General features: G+C 71.7%; 18 protein-coding genes. 6 read left to right on the top strand and 12 right to left on the bottom strand.

Annotated features, from left to right (window positions below; all coding sequences use genetic code 11):
- Position 1 precedes the first annotated feature (1 nt).
- The 3 genes from EW117_RS03525 to EW117_RS29625 all read left to right on the top strand — a co-directional run bounded on the left by EW117_RS03525 (position 2) and on the right by EW117_RS29625 (position 2,505).
- Positions 2 to 232 (top strand): CopG family transcriptional regulator, encoded by a 231-nt coding sequence (locus EW117_RS03525; RefSeq protein WP_129783680.1) that lies wholly within the window; start codon positions 2 to 4, stop codon positions 230 to 232.
- Positions 229 to 651 (top strand): type II toxin-antitoxin system VapC family toxin, encoded by a 423-nt coding sequence (locus EW117_RS03520; protein WP_129783678.1) that lies wholly within the window; start codon positions 229 to 231, stop codon positions 649 to 651. Before EW117_RS03525 ends, EW117_RS03520 begins: the two co-directional genes overlap by 4 nt.
- 384 nt (positions 652 to 1,035) lie before the next feature.
- Positions 1,036 to 2,505, top strand: a complete 1,470-nt coding sequence (locus EW117_RS29625) for a YwqG family protein (RefSeq protein WP_207211729.1) — start codon at positions 1,036 to 1,038, stop codon at positions 2,503 to 2,505.
- A gap of 32 nt (positions 2,506 to 2,537) precedes the next feature.
- Here the strand turns inward: EW117_RS29625 and EW117_RS03510 are convergent, their stop codons facing one another.
- From EW117_RS03510 to EW117_RS03500, 3 genes are read right to left on the bottom strand one after another with little or no spacing between them, the layout of a single operon-like run.
- Positions 2,538 to 3,140: a response regulator transcription factor gene (locus EW117_RS03510; RefSeq protein ID WP_129783676.1), complete on the bottom strand. Its 603-nt coding sequence runs from the start codon at positions 3,138 to 3,140 to the stop codon at positions 2,538 to 2,540.
- Complete coding sequence (locus EW117_RS03505; RefSeq protein ID WP_129783674.1) at positions 3,137 to 4,360, bottom strand: sensor histidine kinase; 1,224 nt, start codon at positions 4,358 to 4,360, stop codon at positions 3,137 to 3,139. Before EW117_RS03505 ends, EW117_RS03510 begins: the two co-directional genes overlap by 4 nt.
- A 43-nt stretch (positions 4,361 to 4,403) precedes the next feature.
- Positions 4,404 to 4,874, bottom strand: coding sequence for a MarR family winged helix-turn-helix transcriptional regulator (locus EW117_RS03500; RefSeq protein ID WP_129783672.1), 471 nt, complete (start codon positions 4,872 to 4,874; stop codon positions 4,404 to 4,406).
- Positions 4,875 to 4,971: 97 nt separating this feature from the next.
- Between EW117_RS03500 and EW117_RS03495 the strand changes: the two genes are divergently transcribed.
- Genes EW117_RS03495 through EW117_RS03485 form a run of 3 tightly spaced genes read left to right on the top strand, consistent with a single transcriptional unit; the run spans position 4,972 to position 7,711 of the window.
- Positions 4,972 to 6,042 carry an LLM class flavin-dependent oxidoreductase gene (locus EW117_RS03495; protein WP_129783670.1) on the top strand — a complete coding sequence of 357 codons (1,071 nt, stop codon included), beginning with the start codon at positions 4,972 to 4,974 and terminating at the stop codon, positions 6,040 to 6,042.
- Entirely contained in the window at positions 6,039 to 6,728 is a 690-nt protein-coding gene (locus EW117_RS03490) for an NADPH-dependent F420 reductase (protein WP_129783668.1), read from the top strand. Before EW117_RS03495 ends, EW117_RS03490 begins: the two co-directional genes overlap by 4 nt.
- Complete coding sequence (locus tag EW117_RS03485) at positions 6,725 to 7,711, top strand: pirin family protein (protein ID WP_242504063.1); 987 nt, start codon at positions 6,725 to 6,727, stop codon at positions 7,709 to 7,711. Before EW117_RS03490 ends, EW117_RS03485 begins: the two co-directional genes overlap by 4 nt.
- Positions 7,712 to 7,806: 95 nt before the next feature.
- Here the strand turns inward: EW117_RS03485 and EW117_RS03480 are convergent, their stop codons facing one another.
- The 9 genes from EW117_RS03480 to EW117_RS03440 all read right to left on the bottom strand — a co-directional run bounded on the left by EW117_RS03480 (position 7,807) and on the right by EW117_RS03440 (position 14,475).
- A complete protein-coding gene (locus tag EW117_RS03480) occupies positions 7,807 to 8,400 on the bottom strand; it encodes an HhH-GPD-type base excision DNA repair protein (RefSeq protein ID WP_129783664.1) in 594 nt (197 codons plus the stop codon).
- 156 nt (positions 8,401 to 8,556) lie between these two features.
- Entirely contained in the window at positions 8,557 to 9,078 is a 522-nt protein-coding gene (locus EW117_RS03475; RefSeq protein ID WP_129783662.1) for an alpha/beta fold hydrolase, read from the bottom strand.
- Positions 9,078 to 10,013 carry a GNAT family N-acetyltransferase gene (locus tag EW117_RS03470; RefSeq protein ID WP_129783660.1) on the bottom strand — a complete coding sequence of 312 codons (936 nt, stop codon included), beginning with the start codon at positions 10,011 to 10,013 and terminating at the stop codon, positions 9,078 to 9,080. The genes EW117_RS03475 and EW117_RS03470 overlap by 1 nt, the downstream gene beginning before the upstream one ends.
- Positions 10,014 to 10,062: 49 nt before the next feature.
- Positions 10,063 to 10,551, bottom strand: coding sequence for a GNAT family N-acetyltransferase (locus EW117_RS03465; protein WP_129783658.1), 489 nt, complete (start codon positions 10,549 to 10,551; stop codon positions 10,063 to 10,065).
- A gap of 19 nt (positions 10,552 to 10,570) precedes the next feature.
- On the bottom strand, positions 10,571 to 11,053 hold the full coding sequence (locus EW117_RS03460; RefSeq protein ID WP_340641068.1) for a GNAT family N-acetyltransferase: 483 nt from the start codon (positions 11,051 to 11,053) through the stop codon (positions 10,571 to 10,573).
- A gap of 58 nt (positions 11,054 to 11,111) precedes the next feature.
- Positions 11,112 to 11,507, bottom strand: a complete 396-nt coding sequence (locus tag EW117_RS03455; RefSeq protein WP_165362431.1) for a nitroreductase family deazaflavin-dependent oxidoreductase — start codon at positions 11,505 to 11,507, stop codon at positions 11,112 to 11,114.
- 69 nt (positions 11,508 to 11,576) lie between these two features.
- Positions 11,577 to 12,308, bottom strand: coding sequence for an ATP-binding cassette domain-containing protein (locus EW117_RS03450; RefSeq protein WP_422890131.1), 732 nt, complete (start codon positions 12,306 to 12,308; stop codon positions 11,577 to 11,579).
- A gap of 125 nt (positions 12,309 to 12,433) precedes the next feature.
- The gene (locus tag EW117_RS03445) at positions 12,434 to 13,441 is read right to left on the bottom strand and encodes a putative F420-0 ABC transporter permease subunit (RefSeq protein WP_129783652.1); all 1,008 of its coding nucleotides are present in this window, start codon (positions 13,439 to 13,441) and stop codon (positions 12,434 to 12,436) included.
- Positions 13,438 to 14,475, bottom strand: coding sequence for a putative F420-0 ABC transporter substrate-binding protein (locus tag EW117_RS03440; protein WP_242504062.1), 1,038 nt, complete (start codon positions 14,473 to 14,475; stop codon positions 13,438 to 13,440). The genes EW117_RS03445 and EW117_RS03440 overlap by 4 nt, the downstream gene beginning before the upstream one ends.
- Positions 14,476 to 14,491: the final 16 nt, after the last annotated feature.

Below are 14,491 nucleotides of genomic sequence, written 5' to 3'. Positions count from 1 at the left end.
CATGTCTGCTGCAGCCGGTATTGAGAAGCACTCCGTCTCCATGCCCGTGACCACATCGGAGGGCGTTCGTGCCCGCGCGGGGTCGCGTGGCTTTTCCGCTTACGTTGCTGGGGCGGTTGCGCGACAGCTTGAGCGGGACGCCCTCGACGACGTGCTGCAGAGCATGGAAGCCGAGCACGGTGCCGTCGACGAGGACGAGGTTGCGGCGATCATGGCCAGGCTCGCGCGGTGATCGTCGGCCCGCACTCGATTCTGCTGGACTCCGAGGCCCTCTCCGCGCTGGCCGACGACGGGCGGCAGATGCAAGCCTGGGCAACGGTGGCCCGTCGCACGGACTCGACCCTTCACGCTTCAGCGGTAACTCTCGCAGAGGACACCGACGGCACCGCGCGTGATGCTCGCGTGCGGCGTGCAGCCAAGGCTTTGCGAGTGGAGGAAGTCACGGCGGAGATCGGCTACAGCGCCGGTCGACTGCGTGCGGGTGCAGCATCCTCGCGCCGCAAGGCTCGTGACATGACCGTTGACGCCGTGGTCGCCGCCACGGCACTAACGCTTCACGGACCGGTGGTTGTGCTCACCAGCGATGACGGTGATCTGGACCTGTTGCTTGCTGACACCAGTGTGAAGGTCGAGAAGGTCGGCAAGAGGTAGGCGATGTAGGGCCTCACTCAGTCAGGCCAAGTTCGTTCTGAAGCTCGGCGAGCTCGACCAGGGCCGATGCCCGACGCGACCGCTCTGTGTGCGCGAGTCCATGGTGCTAGCGAACACGCGTACCGCTCACCGCACCACCCGGGCCCGGGACGTGCGCAGGTACTCCGTGAACAGCTCCGCCGTCCGGCCGATGCCGTCCTCCTGTCGTAGCCAGGCGCCGTTGGTCCCGGCGTTGGGCCCACTGCTACTGTCCTGCCGGTCGCGGAGGTCCGTTATGCCAGGTCAGACCGGTAATTTGCCGCCGCGAAGGAGACCGAGAGGAACCCCTGAGGCGAGATGCACACGGAAGAGACGGCGCGAGCCGTACGGGAAGTTCTCGCGCACGTGAGCTCGATCAGCACCGGCGTCCACGAACAGGTGGTCGGGTTCGTGCTGGACGGGACGGAGCCGCCCACGGCGTTCGCGTCGGACGCGTTCGCGGGATGGCCGGGCGACGTCGCTCCCGACGCGCGGCGCACGGTCTATCGGACGGCGTCGCCCGAGGCGCTCGCCAGGCTCGGCGGTGTGCTCAGGGACGGGGGTGCTTTCGGCCGCACCTCGGCGGACGTGCCAGCATGGCTCATGCTTCTGGTCGACGACATGGCGGCCGTGCTGTTCCCGGCCGGGCTCGCCGACCGGCCGGCCCTTGTCCGCGCGGATCACGAGGCCGCCGTCGCGCGCTGTACGCCGCAGTTCCTGGAGCAGATCGCACACGCGGGCGGGGTGCCCCACCGCGCCGCGACGGTCACCACCCTCATGGCGCTGCTGCACCGCGAACCGGGGCCGCAGGAGCCGCTCAGCCGGATGATCGAGAACGCGGCCGGCGACGCCTACCTGGCCCAGCACGCCGACGTCGTCCCGCGGGTCGTCAAGCGGCTCGACGCGGCCGGTCAGCTTGCCGCCGTCGCGTGCCTCGCGCGCCATCCCGAGCCGCACAGCGGGCTGGTGGTGGCGCTCGCGAACAGCGGGTCGGTGGCCGTGCGCCAGGCGGCCCGGGCCGTGGTGGCGCCGTCGGAGGAGCCGCTGACGGCCGAGCTGCACGCCACGCTGGACCGGTTTCGCGCGGCTGCCGCGGCGCGTGACATCCCGTCCGGGACCGTTGACCAGTGGCTCTCGACGGCGCGGCCGTGCGTGGTGCTGTCGCCGGACGGCGACGGTCCGGTGGTCGGCCGCCTGGGCGGTCCGGTGCTGCTTCCGCCCGACGCGCCGGACCCGGAGGACCACCTGATCCTGACCCTCGACCTCGCGGCCTTTCCGCAGGGCGTGTCGAGCCTGCCGTTGCCGTCCGACGGTCACCTGCTGCTGCTCGCCACACCCGAGCTCGAGCGGGTGCTCGACGGCGGAGTGGTCTACGTCCCGGCCGGCGTCGCCGTCGAGGAGCGGAAGGTGGAGCTCGACTACGAGCCGTACGCGTACGACAGCCCCGAGGACCTCGATGCAGAGCTGCGGGGCCAGCCGGAGCTGCGCCTGGAGCGTGCCGTGTCGCTGGACGCCCACCACCCGTACGTCGGTCTCGCCCTGGGCCGGCCCGGTGGCCTCGAGCGCAACGACGCATGGGCCGGCGCGATCAACGACACGTGGCCCACGTTCGTGCCGTGGCAGATCGGCGGCACGGCGAGAGACCACGAGGGCTGGGGAGACCCCGTCCTCGGCTCCGCGGCTGAGCTGGACTGGGCGGTCGAGCCCGCCGACTGGGTGCTCCTGGCACAGTGGGAGGGTTTCCCGATGGCTACGGTCTATTGGACGATCCCTCGGCAGGACCTCGCGGCGCTGCGGTTCGACCGCGTGCTCGTGCAGATGTACGCCAACCCCTGATCCGCCTGGCGCCGGTTGCTCGCCCGCGCCGCTCAGATCCAGCCGCGCACTTCGGCGAGGAGTACGGCCTGCTGCCGGGTGTCGACAGCGAGCTTGCCCAGGACGGTGGAGATGTGGTTGCGCACGGTGCCGGGGGCGAGGGACAGGGTGCGGGCGATCTGCCTGGTGGTCTCGCCGCTCCGGCCGGCACGCAGGACGTCGAGCTCGCGGTCCGTCAGCGGTGAGCGTTCGTCGCTCAGCGCGTCGGCCGCGACCTCGGGGTCGACGTACCGCCCGCCGGCCGCGACGCGGCGGATGACGGCGGCGACCTCGTCTGCCCCGCGGGACTTGGGCAGGAATCCGGCGGCCCCCGAGGCCAGCGCCCGCCGCAGGACGCCGGGTCGGGCGTGGCGGGTGACGATCACGCACCGGGTCGCCAGGCTGCGGTTCAGCTTCTCGGCGACCTGGACGCCGTCCAGGTGCGGCATCTCGAGGTCCAGCAGGCAGACGTCAGGCGTCAGCCGCTGGGCCTCGGCGACCGCTTCGGCGCCGTCGGCGCACTCGGCCACGACCTCGATATCGGGTTCCAGGCGCAGCAGCGCGGCCAGCGCGGACCGGATCATCCCCTCGTCGTCGGCGAGCAGCACACGGATCATCCGGCATCTTCTCCTGTTGCGGGGACCGTGACGACCACGGTGAACGTCTCGGCCGCGCGCCGCACCTCGAGCTCCCCGCCGGCCTCTCCCGCACGCCGGGCGAGTCCTTCCAGGCCTGCTCCGCCGCCCGTGCCGTCGGGTACGACGTCGGCTGCGTCGTTGGCGACATCGTTCGAGATCTCGTAGCGCCACGACCCGTCCGAGCGGGTGAGGGACAGGCGGGCCCACCGGCCGGCGCCGTGGCGCAGCACGTTCGTGGTCGTCTCCCTGATGACCGGGCCGAGCGCGGACGCCGGGGCCAGCGACACGTCCGGATCCACCGTGACCTCAGCCTTGGTGCCCGCGGCGCGCAGCAGGTCGATCGCGTTGGCGAGCTCATCGCCCAGCGGGACGGACCGGAAGCGGGTGGCCAGGTCGCGCGTGCCCTGGCGTGCGTCGTCGACGCTGGCGCGGGCGGCGCGCAGCTGATCCATGCCGGCTGCCGGGTCCTGAGGCATGAGCCGTTCGGCGAGCTCGAGCTGCAGGGCGATGACCTGGAGGTGGTGGCCCTGCAGGTCATGGACGTCCGTGGCGAGCCGTAGCCGTTCTTGGGTCGCGGCGAGCTTCGCCTCCGAGGTGCGTGCTCGGTCGAGGGTGACGAGTACGTCCCACCACCAGAGCGAGGAAACGGTGACGACCGGCAGAACGGTGGAGTAGAAGATCAGCTGGAACCAGACCGTGCTGCTCTCCACGAGAGCGAGGCGGACGTCGATCACCGCCAGTGCGACGAGCAGGGCGGTCCCGGCCAGCACCAGGCGGAGGCGTACTCCCGGCGGCCAGCTCAGCAGCAGGAGCACCTGGATCATGGGCAGCACGCCGATCACCCAGATGCCGGCGACGATGCCGGCGGCGAGCCCATAGGCCGCCGCGATCAGCAGTGGCGCGAGATGGCGCCGCCAGATCACCAGCGGCGTCGTATCGGTCCGGTGCCGGTAGTCGGCCAGCGGAAGCCACGTCGCGCCCAGCCACAGCAGCCCACCGACGCCCAGAGCGCCCGGCACGAGGCTGCTGGAGCCGCGTTCGACGAGTGTGCTGACCGACAGGAAGACCACGATCAGCTCGAAGAGCAGGATCGCCGAAGCCACGTACCACCACGTCGCGGTGATGCTCCGGGTGAGCCGCAGCGCGGTGCGGGCTTCCGCCGCCGCGGATGCGGCGGCGTGCTCGGACTGGCTGCTCATCCGCCCAGGCTACGGGCGTGACACATGTCATGGATGTCGCGTGCTACGGCTCGAGTTCGAGGTGTCGCCGTAACGTCGCGGTGAAGTCGTCGACCCCTGCCAGCTGTTCCGGGGAGAGCGCGGCGACGAAGAGCTCGTGCACGTCACGCAGGTGCGGCACGGAGCCGTGCCGGAACGATTCCGCGCCGAGGTCGGTCAGCTGCACGTTGATGCCGTGGACGTCGTCGGGGCACGGGGACCGGTGTACGAGCCCGCGCTTCTCCATCCGTCCCAGGTGGTGTGACAGGCGGCTGCGTTGCCAGCCGATGAGCTCGGCCAGCTCGGAGGAACGCAAGGTCCTCTTGTCCGCCTCGCTGAGTTCGAGCAGCACTCGATAGTCGGCGGAGGACAAGGACGACTCGGTCTGCATGCGCCCCTCCAGGAGGGTGCGCAATGCGTCAGCGGTCTCGATGTAGTTGCGCCAGATGCGCAGCTCCTCACGCGTAGGCATCGCGCGGCGCTTCTCCTGAGCCATGGCACCTCCCGGGAATTGACACGTCAACTCCGAACGTTACAGGATTGACACGTCAATCCCAATGACGGTGCGACCCGGATCTCACAAGGAGAAACCCATGACCGACCTTACTGCCGTCCAGTTCGGCATCGACAGCTTCGGCGATCTGCCTCGCGACGACCAGGGGAAGGTCGTCTCCCATGGTCGGTCGATCCGCGCCGTCGTGGACGAGGCGGTGCTCGCCGACCAGGTCGGCGTGGATGTCGTCGCCCTGGGTGAGCACCACCGCCCCGAGTTCTCGATCTCCACCCCCGAGACGGTCCTTGCGGGGATCGCGACCAGGACCGAGCGCATCCGTCTGGCCTCGGGCGTGACCGTCCTGTCATCCGACGACCCGGTGCGCGTCTTCCAGCGTTTTGCCACGGTCGACGCACTCTCCAACGGGCGCGCTGAGGTGATCCTCGGCCGCGGGTCGTTCACCGAGTCGTTCCCGCTGTTCGGCTACGACCTGGCCGACTACGAGATCCTCTTCGAGGAGAAGATCGACCTGTTCCACAAGCTCCTCGACGAGAAGCCCGTCACCTGGGAGGGCACCACCCGCGCAGCCCTCAAGGACGCCGAAGTGTTCCCCAAGACTGAGTCCGGCCGGCTGACCACCTGGGTCGGCGTGGGCGGGTCGCCGCAGTCCGTCATCCGCACCGCGCAGTACGGATTCCGGCTCATGCTCGCGATCATCGGCGGGGCGCCCGACCGGTTCGCCCCGTACATCGACCTCTACCGACGCGCCACCGAACAGCTGGAGACCACCGCCTACCCGGTAGGCGTGCACTCCCCGGGCTTTGTCGCCCGGTCCGACGACGAGGCCAAGCGGCTTTTCTGGCCCGGCTACAAGGAGGTGCGCGACCGTATCGGTGCCCTGCGCGGCTGGCCGCCCGTGCGGCGCGAGGAATTCGAGGCCGACGTCGAGCACGGATCTCTCTACGTCGGCTCGCCCGAGACCGTCGCCCGCAAGATCGCGCGCACCGTTCGCACGCTCGACGTCGGACGCTTCGACCTGATCTACTCCGCGGCCGGCGCCGTCTCCGCGAGCGACCGCCTGCGCGCCGTCGAGCTGTACGGCACCGAGGTCATCCCGATGGCGCGCGAGCTGCTCGCGGACAAGCCCAGCACGCTGGAAGTAGCCCGATGACCGCGCGCCCGAACGTTGGCACGGCTCGGCGAACGGTCGGCATCCTCGGGGCCGGGAAGGTGGGCACGGTCCTGGCGCGCCTCACCCTCGCCGCCGGGTACCGGGTGCTCGTCGCGGGGTCGGGTGACCCGGCGAGGATCGCGCTCACCATCGACGTCCTGACGCCCGGCGCCACCGCTGTCCGGGCCGACGAGGCCGCACGGGAAGCCGACGTCGTGATCCTCGCCCTCCCGCTCGGCAAGTACCGCGCGCTTCCGATCGACGAGCTGCGCGGCAAGCTCGTCGTCGACACCATGAACCACTGGTGGGAGGTCGACGGGCCACGCGAGCGGATCCTCGAGCCCGGCGACTCGTCCAGCACGCTCGTGCAGGGGTTCCTGGACGGCGCACGCGTCGTCAAGGCCTTCAACCACATGGGGTACCACGACCTGGAGGACGAGGCCCGGCCCGCCGGCGCGCCGGGCCGCAAGGCGATCGCGGTCGCCGGTGACAGCGAGGCGGATGTCGCCGAGGTCGCGGCGCTCGTCGACGACCTGGGCTTCGACCCCGTGCCCATCGGACCTCTCGCCGAGGGTGCCCGACTCGAGCCGGGCACCGCGGCCTTCGGCGCCAACGTCCCGGCCACCGAGCTCCGGCTGCTGACCCAGGCAGCCGTGGGCGACACGATCGGGGAGTGGTCCAGGTGAGCAATCCAGAAGTGGCTTCTGAAGCCGTGCGGTCCAGGGTGCAGGTCGAGAGCACCACCACCGGGGTCGAGGTGCTCTCGGCACGCGACGTGCCTCTGGGCGGACCGCGGGCCTTGCAGGTGCGGCGCACGATCTCGCAGCGGGCTCGGACGCTGATCGGCGCCTGGTGCTTCGCCGACCACTACGGACCGGTCGAGATCCCGGCGGCCGGCATGGACCTACCGCCGCATCCGCACACGGGCCTGCAGACGGTGAGCTGGCTCTTCAGCGGCACGATCGAGCACCGCGACAGCCTCGGCACCCACTCGCTCATCCGCCCCGGAGAGCTCAACCTCATGACCGGCGGCCACGGCATCGCCCACTCCGAGGTCTCCACTCCGGACTCCACCGTCCTCCACGGCGTCCAGCTGTGGGTGGCCCTGCCCGACGCGGACCGGGAAGCCGGGCGCGATTTCCAGCACCACGTGCCGGAGCCCGTGCGGATGTACGGGGCCGAGCTGCGGGTCTTCCTCGGCTCGCTGGAAGGCGAGACATCTCCGGTGCGGACGTTCACGCGCCTGCTGGGCGCACAGCTCGACCTCGAGCCGCACGCCGCGGTCACGCTGTCCGTCGACCCCGGGTTCGAGCATGGGCTGCTCGTTGACGCCGGTGACGTGCGCCTGGACGGCACCGCGGTCCAACCGGGGGAGCTGGGCTACGTAGCGCCGGGCGTCGAGGCCCTGACGGTGACGAACCGCTCCGACGGCCCGGCGCGCACCATCCTTCTCGGCGGCCCGCCGTTCGAGGAGGAGATCGTCATGTGGTGGAACTTCGTCGTCCGCGACCACGAGGAGATCCTGCGAGCCCGGCAGGACTGGGAGGCCGCCTCCGAGCGCTTCGGAAGTGTCGAGGGGTACCACGGGCGCCGCCTTCCTGCGCCGCCGGTGCCGGACGTGATCATCACGCCACGGCGCAACCCGCCGCGCCGCGCCGATCGGGTTTGAGGGCATCGAGCATCTCGCGGGCCGGACCGGCGGAGCCGTTCGCGAGTCGTGAGGCTTCGGAGACGGCGCAGTGGCGAGCCCGGTGCCGGTCGCGTTCAGCCCGCTGACTTGGCGGCGGCCTTCTGCGCCTTCTTGAACGCGCGGACCTCCTGCAGCGCCTCGGCGCTGGTGACGTCCGCGATCGAGCGGTGCGAACCCTCCTCGCCGAACTCGCCCGCCGCCTCGCGCCAGCCCTCCGGTCGGATGTCGCGCTGCTTGCCGAGCAGGGCGAGGAAGATCTTGGCCTTGCGCTCCCCGTAGCCGGGTAGGGCGTTGAGTCGCTTGAGCACTTCGCGGCCGGTCGGGGCGCCGCCTCCGTTGCCGGGCGCGGTCCAGATCTTCGCGGCGTCGCCGTCGTACTCCTCGACGATCGTCCGTGCGAGCTCCAGCACGCGTCCGGCCATGGACCGGCCGTAGCGGTGGATCGCCGGGGGAGTGGTCGCCATCGTCACGAACTCGTCCGGGTCGGCCTCGGCGATGGCGTGCACGTCGAACGAGCCCATGCGGTCGCGGATCTTGGCCGGGCCGGCGAAGGCGTGTTCCATCGGGAACTGCTGGTCGAGGAGCATTCCGACGAGCAGTGCGAACGGGTCGTCGCTCAGCAGACGGTCGGTGTCGGGGTCGCCGGTGATCCAGAGCTGGGAAGCCATGACTCCATAGTGCCCGATCGCGCCGGAGGCCACCGTGTCCGCGGTGCCCACCGGCGTCATCGGAACGCCGGGCGGTCCGGGCGGGCGGCCGCGCGACGGGTCATGCCATCTTGCCAGACGCTTTCGCCAACGCGAAGCGGTCTCTCAATCGCACGCTCACGAAATCAACCGGTCCACGATCTCCAACGTGTCCCCGGTGAAGTGACCGTCGTCCCGCACCACCAGCGTCCCGCCCAGCCGGTCGAACATCGCCCGCCCCTGCTCCGCGTCGCACCCGAACTCGTCGGTCACCGAGTTCAGGAACACCAGCTCCCGGGCGTGCGACCGGATCGCCTCCCAGTCGTACGCGTCCTGCAGTACCGGCTCCGCCCCGTCGTTCGGCAGCGTCAAGTAACCCGCCACAAGCACGGCCTGTGCCACGGTGACGTCGAGATGCTCCAGGAGCGCCAGCAGCAGAGCCGCCCCGCCCGAGTGCCCCACCAGCACCGTGTCCTCGTCGAACGTGTGCGCGGCGAGCACCGTGGGCAGGAACGCCGCTATCGGCTCCACGTTGGTCCCGGGGTGGTGCGGCGTCTCGACGTCGTACCCGCGCGTGCGCAGGCGGTCCGCGAGCCACGGGTACCAGATCCACTCGGGCTGGGCGCCCGTCCCGTGGAAGATGATCGCCCGGCGTCCCATCAGCTCACCTTCGTTGCAGGAGCAGCCGTCGGGTCCACCACGAGATTGACCTGGTCCAGCACCGGCTCGAACCCGATCCCCGCGTACACCCGGTTCGACACCGGGTTGTCCCGGTCGGTGTAGAGGCAGACCCGGTGGCCGGCGTCGAGCACGCGCTGGGCCACCTCCGCGACGAGTGCGCTCGCGTAGCCGTGCCCGCGGTGCTCGGGGGGCGTGTAGACCGGGCCGATCCGGACCACGCCGAACGACGGCGGACGCATGCCCGTCAGGTGCACCACGTCGCCGTCGACGTCCCACAGCCAGACGCTGCCCTCGTCGATCCAGCGCCGTGCGCCGTCGATCCGGAGCGGCTCGCCCTCCTCGGGCGGACGCCCGGCCTGGGCGTCGGCCTCCGTGTGGAACACGGCGAACCACTCGGTGACCAGGTCCAGGTCGTCGAGCGTGGCCGGGCGCGCGCGGCCCGACGGCGCCGGGTCCGGCCGGGCGATCCGCGTCGCCTCCCACAGGCGGTCCGGGCGGCCCTCGCCGACGGTCCCGCCCGTCGCGCGCAGCGTCTCCTCGATGAAGGCCTCGACGGCGGGGATGGAACCGTTCGCCGAGGTCAGGGGCGGTTCGCCGGCTTGGGCGACGTGGTCGAGGGCGGTGCGGGCCAGCAGTCGCGCTGCTTCCTCGGGCACGGCCGGGACCCAGACCGTGTGCGGCGGGTGCGGCATCGTGCGCATCGACACGCCGACGACGGCGCCGTCGTCCCGCACCACTGCCCACCACATCGGGTGCGCGGGACGCGGCCCGCCGGCGGCAAACGAGCGCACGGCGTGGTGCGTCACCGACGCGACGACGCTCGAGGCCACCGGATCGGCGGCCAGCAGGTCGCCGGCGACCGCGAGCACGGCCGCCGGGTCATCGAGGATCTCGACGCTGTATGCGGAGGTCATGCCGGAATCCTGGCACGCCCGGCCCGGCGGATCGAGCGCTTTGCACCGGTCACCGGACCAGGCGGACCTCCAGCACGTTCGTGTCCGGGTCGGTCGCGGTGACGCCGTCGGGCAGGAAGCCGGCGCGCTGGAAGAACTTGCGGGCGCGCGGGTTGGACGCGTACGTCCAGAGCTGCGCAGGCGTGCCGGGCGGGAGGGCGTTCTCCAGCAGGGCGTGGCCCACGTTGGTGCCGTGGAAGTTCGGGTCGACGTAGAGCTCGTGCAGCTCGATGGCCCGGGCGGGCGCGTGGCCGAGGTGTGGTCCGGACGGGTTCTTCATCGCGAAGCCGACGATCTTGTCGCCGACCTCGGCGACGAGCGCCTTGTTGCCGGCGGCGAGGATGCGCATCCAGCCTTCCGTGCGGGTGCCGAGCGTCTCGGTCTCCCAGTGCTCGGCCGGCAGGAGCTCGCCGAAGACCGCGCGCCGGGTGGTCCAGTGCACCGCGGCGATGCCGACGGCATCGTCGGGGGTCGAGGCGCGGATGTGGAAGTCAGACATGAGTGGAACGGTAACCCGACTACCTGACCATCCGGATCTCGGCGAGGTCGGCGGTGCTCGTGTCGACCACCCGGGCGCCCTCCAGGACGAACCCGTTGCGCTCGTAGAAGCGGCGGGCCCGCGGGTTGTCCTCCGCGACCCACAGCTGCGCACCGGTCCCGGGCGGCACGACGGCGTCCAGCAGCGCTTGCCCGACGCCGGTGCCATGGTGGGCCGCCAGGACGTACAGGAGGTAGAGCTGGCGGCCGCGTACGGGCAGCACGTCGTCCTGCTCGACGGCGTCACCCGCCATCGCGATGCCGACCACCTCGCCGTTGACCTCGGCGACGACGGGCGCCGCCCCGTTGGCCAGCCACCGTTCCCATGTCGTGGTGCGGCGCTCGAGCGTGGCGGTGGCCCAGAACTCCGGCGGGAGGATCGCCCCGTAGGTCGTGACCCAGGTCGTGTGGTGCACGCGGGCGACCGCGGCGGCGTCAGACAACGTGGCTGTGCGCAAGTTCACGACGCGAAACATACTCCCGCGCCGGGGCGTCCGGTGACACCGGACCAACCTGCGGGGGTCAGGCCCGGTGCAGCGTCCCGACCAGGCACTCCTCGATACCCGCCGCCGACAGCGCCATCGACGGCACGGTGGCGAGCCACTCGACGGCCTCGTACGCGGGCACGAGCCGCACGTCCTTCACGACGAACTCGTCGCCGCCGCGCGTCAGCCGCGCCGTGCCGGAGCTCATCGTGTTGCGGGCCCAGTCGGTCCCGGAGCCCCACGGCAGCGGCAGCACCGCGAGGATCTCCTGGTCGGGCCGGGCCGCGAACGCGACCAGGGGAGTGGTGTACTCCTTGCCGGACTTGCGCCCGGCGTGGTGCAGCACCACGAACGGCGGGACGCGCCCGGCGACGCGCTGCACCCACGGGTTGATTACCTTGCCTGCCTGGACGACGAACTCTGGAGCGGCCATGGCTCCCATCATGGTTCAGGTCAGCGCATCCGTCAGCCGGGGAGAGCGCACCGGACGTCGTCTCGGGTGTCAGCCACGGTCGAACGAGAGCACCGGGCGTCCCGTGCGCGGGTGGGTCAGCACGTCGACCCGCACCCCGTAGACCGGCTCCAGCACCTCCGGGACGAGCACCTCGCTCACCGGCCCGGCCGCCACGACCCGGCCGCGGTCCAGCAGGACCAGGTGGTCGCAGGTGGAGGCGGCGAGGTTGAGGTCGTGCAGGGCGGCGACGACGGTCACGCCGTCCGCCGCGAGGTCGCGCAGCACCCGCATGGCATGCAGCTGGGCCGCGATGTCGAGGTGGTTGGTCGGCTCGTCGAGCAGGAGCAGGCGCGGCTCCTGCGCCAGGGCGCGCGCCATGTGCACGCGCTGACGCTCGCCGCCGGACAGCGTGCCGACCTCGCGGTCCGCGAGATCCTTGGCGCCCGCGGCGTCCAGTGCGGCGTGCGCGGCGGCGTGGTCGGCGTCCGAGTCGCCGGCCAGCAGGGAGCGGTGCGGTATGCGGCCGAGGAGCACGGCATCCAGTACGGACAACGGCAGGTCGGTGGAGGCGTCCTGCTCGACGAGGGCGAGCACGCGGGCGCGCTCGCGACGGGGCAGCGCGGCCAGGTCGGCGCCGTCGAACGTCCTCGTGTTTGCGGCGTCGGACGGCGCGGCGGCACGCCCCGCCGGCTGTACCCCGGCCACGACCCGCAGCAGCGTGGACTTGCCAGACCCGTTCGGCCCGAGCAACCCGGTGACGCCGCCGGGCGGGGCGAGCACGCCGACATCGTCAAGAACCACCCGGCCGTCGATCTCCCAAGAGATCTGCCCAACCGCCAGCCCGCTTCGTCGAGTGCCGGCTATTCGCCCTGTCGAGGGCGTCTGAGGGGGCGAATATCCAGCATTCAACGGTGGTTCCCCTTCCACAGCAGGACCGCGAAGACCGGGGCGCCGATCGCCGCCGTCACTATGCCGACCGGGAGCTCGCGGGGCTCGAACACCGTGCGGGCCAATGTGTCGGCCCAGACCAGGAACGACGCCCCGGTCAGCGCCGACAGCGGCAGAAGCAGCCGGTGCCGGGCGCCCGTGAACAGCCGCACCGCATGCGGCAGGATCAGCCCGACGAACCCGATCGACCCGCTCTGCGACACGAGCGCCCCGGTCAGCAGGGCGACGCCGATCAGCAGGATCCAGCGCGCCCGGTTCACGGGTACGCCCAGGGCAGCGGCCGCGGTGTCCCCGAACGTGAACGCGTCGAGCACGGAGCCGGTCAGCGCCAGCAGCGTGCCCAGCACCAGGACGGCACCGCCGGCGATCGCCACCGACGTCCACGTCGCCGAGGCCACCGAGCCCATGAGCCACGACAGCACCTCGCGGAACGCGTCACCCTTGGCCGACCAGAAGATCACGAACGACACCGCCGCCGCGCAGAGCTGGCTGATCGCGAGTCCCGCCAGCACCGTGCGGGTGGGCGTGATCGTGCCGAGCGCACCCGCCAGTGCGAGCGCGAGGGCCAGCGCCCCCACCGCGCCGACGAACGCCGCGACCGGCAGCAGCAGCGGGACGCCCGCCAGCAGCACGAGGACCGCGCCGAGCGACGCGCCCGACGACAGCCCCAGCAGGTAGGGGTCCGCGAGCGGGTTGCGGGTGAGCGACTGCATCACCGCCCCGCACAGAGCAAGGCCCGCGCCGACGGCGGCTGCGGTCAGGATGCGGGGCATCCGCAGCTGCCACACCATGCCGTCGCGCAGCGCGGAGAGCGGCTCCAGGCCGAGCGGGCCGCCCAGCCCGAGGTGGGTGGCGAGCGACCGGCCGACCTCCGACAGGGCCAGGTCAGCCGGGCCGATCGTCACCGCGACGCCGATGCTCAGGATCAGCACCAGCGCCGCGGTAGGCAGGGCGAGCAGCCTCACAGGCCGAGGTCCGCCAGCTGGTCCACCACCGAGGCGACGGCGTCGACGTTGCGCACGCCGGCCTCGGTCGCCGGGAACGGCACCACCACGTAGCGCTGCTCCTTGACCGCCGTCATCTCGCGGGTGGCGGGGCTGGACTCCAGTGTCTCGATCTTCGCGTCCGCGGGGTTCCACGCGGCGTCGACCAGCACCAGGACGTCCGGGTCGGCCTCGACCACATTCTCCCAGCCGAGCGAGGTCCAGGTGTCGTGAACGTCGGCGGCGACGTTGGTCAGCCCGGCGGCCTCCATGATCATCTGCGGCGCGCCGATCCCCGCACCCACGTACGGGGTGTCATCGCCCGAGGACCACCACAGCGCGGTCAGCCCGCGGTCGTCGGGCTCGATGGCGTCGAGCGCCGCACGCTGCTCCTCGACCAGCGCGGCCGCGGCGTCTTCGGCGTCGAAGAGGGAGCCCACCTCCTCGATCTCCGCGAACACCGTGTCGAACGTGAGCGGGTCGGGCATGTACCCCTCCTCCTTGCAGGCGGCGGGCGAGACGTACGTGGCGACGCCGAGCTGGGCGAGGGTCTCGCGGTCGCCCGCGGTCTCCGCCGTCAGGTTGGACTCCCAGCCCGCGTAGACCAGGTCGGGCTCCAGCGCGAGCGTCGCCTCGGAGCCCGGCGCCTCGGTCGCGAACGGCTTCTCGACGGCGGGCACGGTCTCCAGCGAGTCCGGCACCGGCCCGTCGAGGAACGCCGAGCCGACGATCCGGTCGCCCAGGCCGAGCGCCAGCAGCATCTCCGTGGTGGACGACTTGATGGTCACGACGCGCTCAGGCGGCGCCTCGACCTCGGTCTCGAACCCGCAGTTGTCGAGCGTGACGGGAAAGCTGCCCGACGCCGGCGTCGCGCCCCCGGCGTCGGGCTCGCCCGAGGCGGTGGCCGAGCAGGCGGCGAGGGTGAGCGCCGCGACGGCGGCAACGACGGGCAGAACGACGGGCAGAACGACGGGCTGGGCGAGGGCACGGGACGGGCGGACGCGGCGGGGGTTCACGCGATGGCTCCAAGGG

This window comes from Promicromonospora panici (assembly GCF_900608595.1).
Taxonomy (GTDB): domain Bacteria; phylum Actinomycetota; class Actinomycetes; order Actinomycetales; family Cellulomonadaceae; genus Promicromonospora; species Promicromonospora panici.
This window is presented reverse-complemented; position numbering and strand designations above follow the sequence as displayed.

Excerpts from the sequence above, each read along its gene's own strand:
- EW117_RS03525 (WP_129783680.1), top strand. The coding sequence starts at position 2 with ATGTCTGCTGCAGCCGGTATTGAGAAGCACTCCGTCTCCATGCCCGTG.
- EW117_RS03510 (WP_129783676.1), bottom strand. The coding sequence starts at position 3,140 with ATGATCCGTGTGCTGCTCGCCGACGACGAGGGGATGATCCGGTCCGCG.
- EW117_RS03505 (WP_129783674.1), bottom strand. The coding sequence starts at position 4,360 with ATGAGCAGCCAGTCCGAGCACGCCGCCGCATCCGCGGCGGCGGAAGCC.
- EW117_RS03500 (WP_129783672.1), bottom strand. The coding sequence starts at position 4,874 with ATGGCTCAGGAGAAGCGCCGCGCGATGCCTACGCGTGAGGAGCTGCGC.
- EW117_RS03495 (WP_129783670.1), top strand. The coding sequence starts at position 4,972 with ATGACCGACCTTACTGCCGTCCAGTTCGGCATCGACAGCTTCGGCGAT.
- EW117_RS03490 (WP_129783668.1), top strand. The coding sequence starts at position 6,039 with ATGACCGCGCGCCCGAACGTTGGCACGGCTCGGCGAACGGTCGGCATC.
- EW117_RS03480 (WP_129783664.1), bottom strand. The coding sequence starts at position 8,400 with ATGGCTTCCCAGCTCTGGATCACCGGCGACCCCGACACCGACCGTCTG.
- EW117_RS03475 (WP_129783662.1), bottom strand. The coding sequence starts at position 9,078 with ATGGGACGCCGGGCGATCATCTTCCACGGGACGGGCGCCCAGCCCGAG.
- EW117_RS03470 (WP_129783660.1), bottom strand. The coding sequence starts at position 10,013 with ATGACCTCCGCATACAGCGTCGAGATCCTCGATGACCCGGCGGCCGTG.
- EW117_RS03465 (WP_129783658.1), bottom strand. The coding sequence starts at position 10,551 with ATGTCTGACTTCCACATCCGCGCCTCGACCCCCGACGATGCCGTCGGC.
- EW117_RS03455 (WP_165362431.1), bottom strand. The coding sequence starts at position 11,507 with ATGGCCGCTCCAGAGTTCGTCGTCCAGGCAGGCAAGGTAATCAACCCG.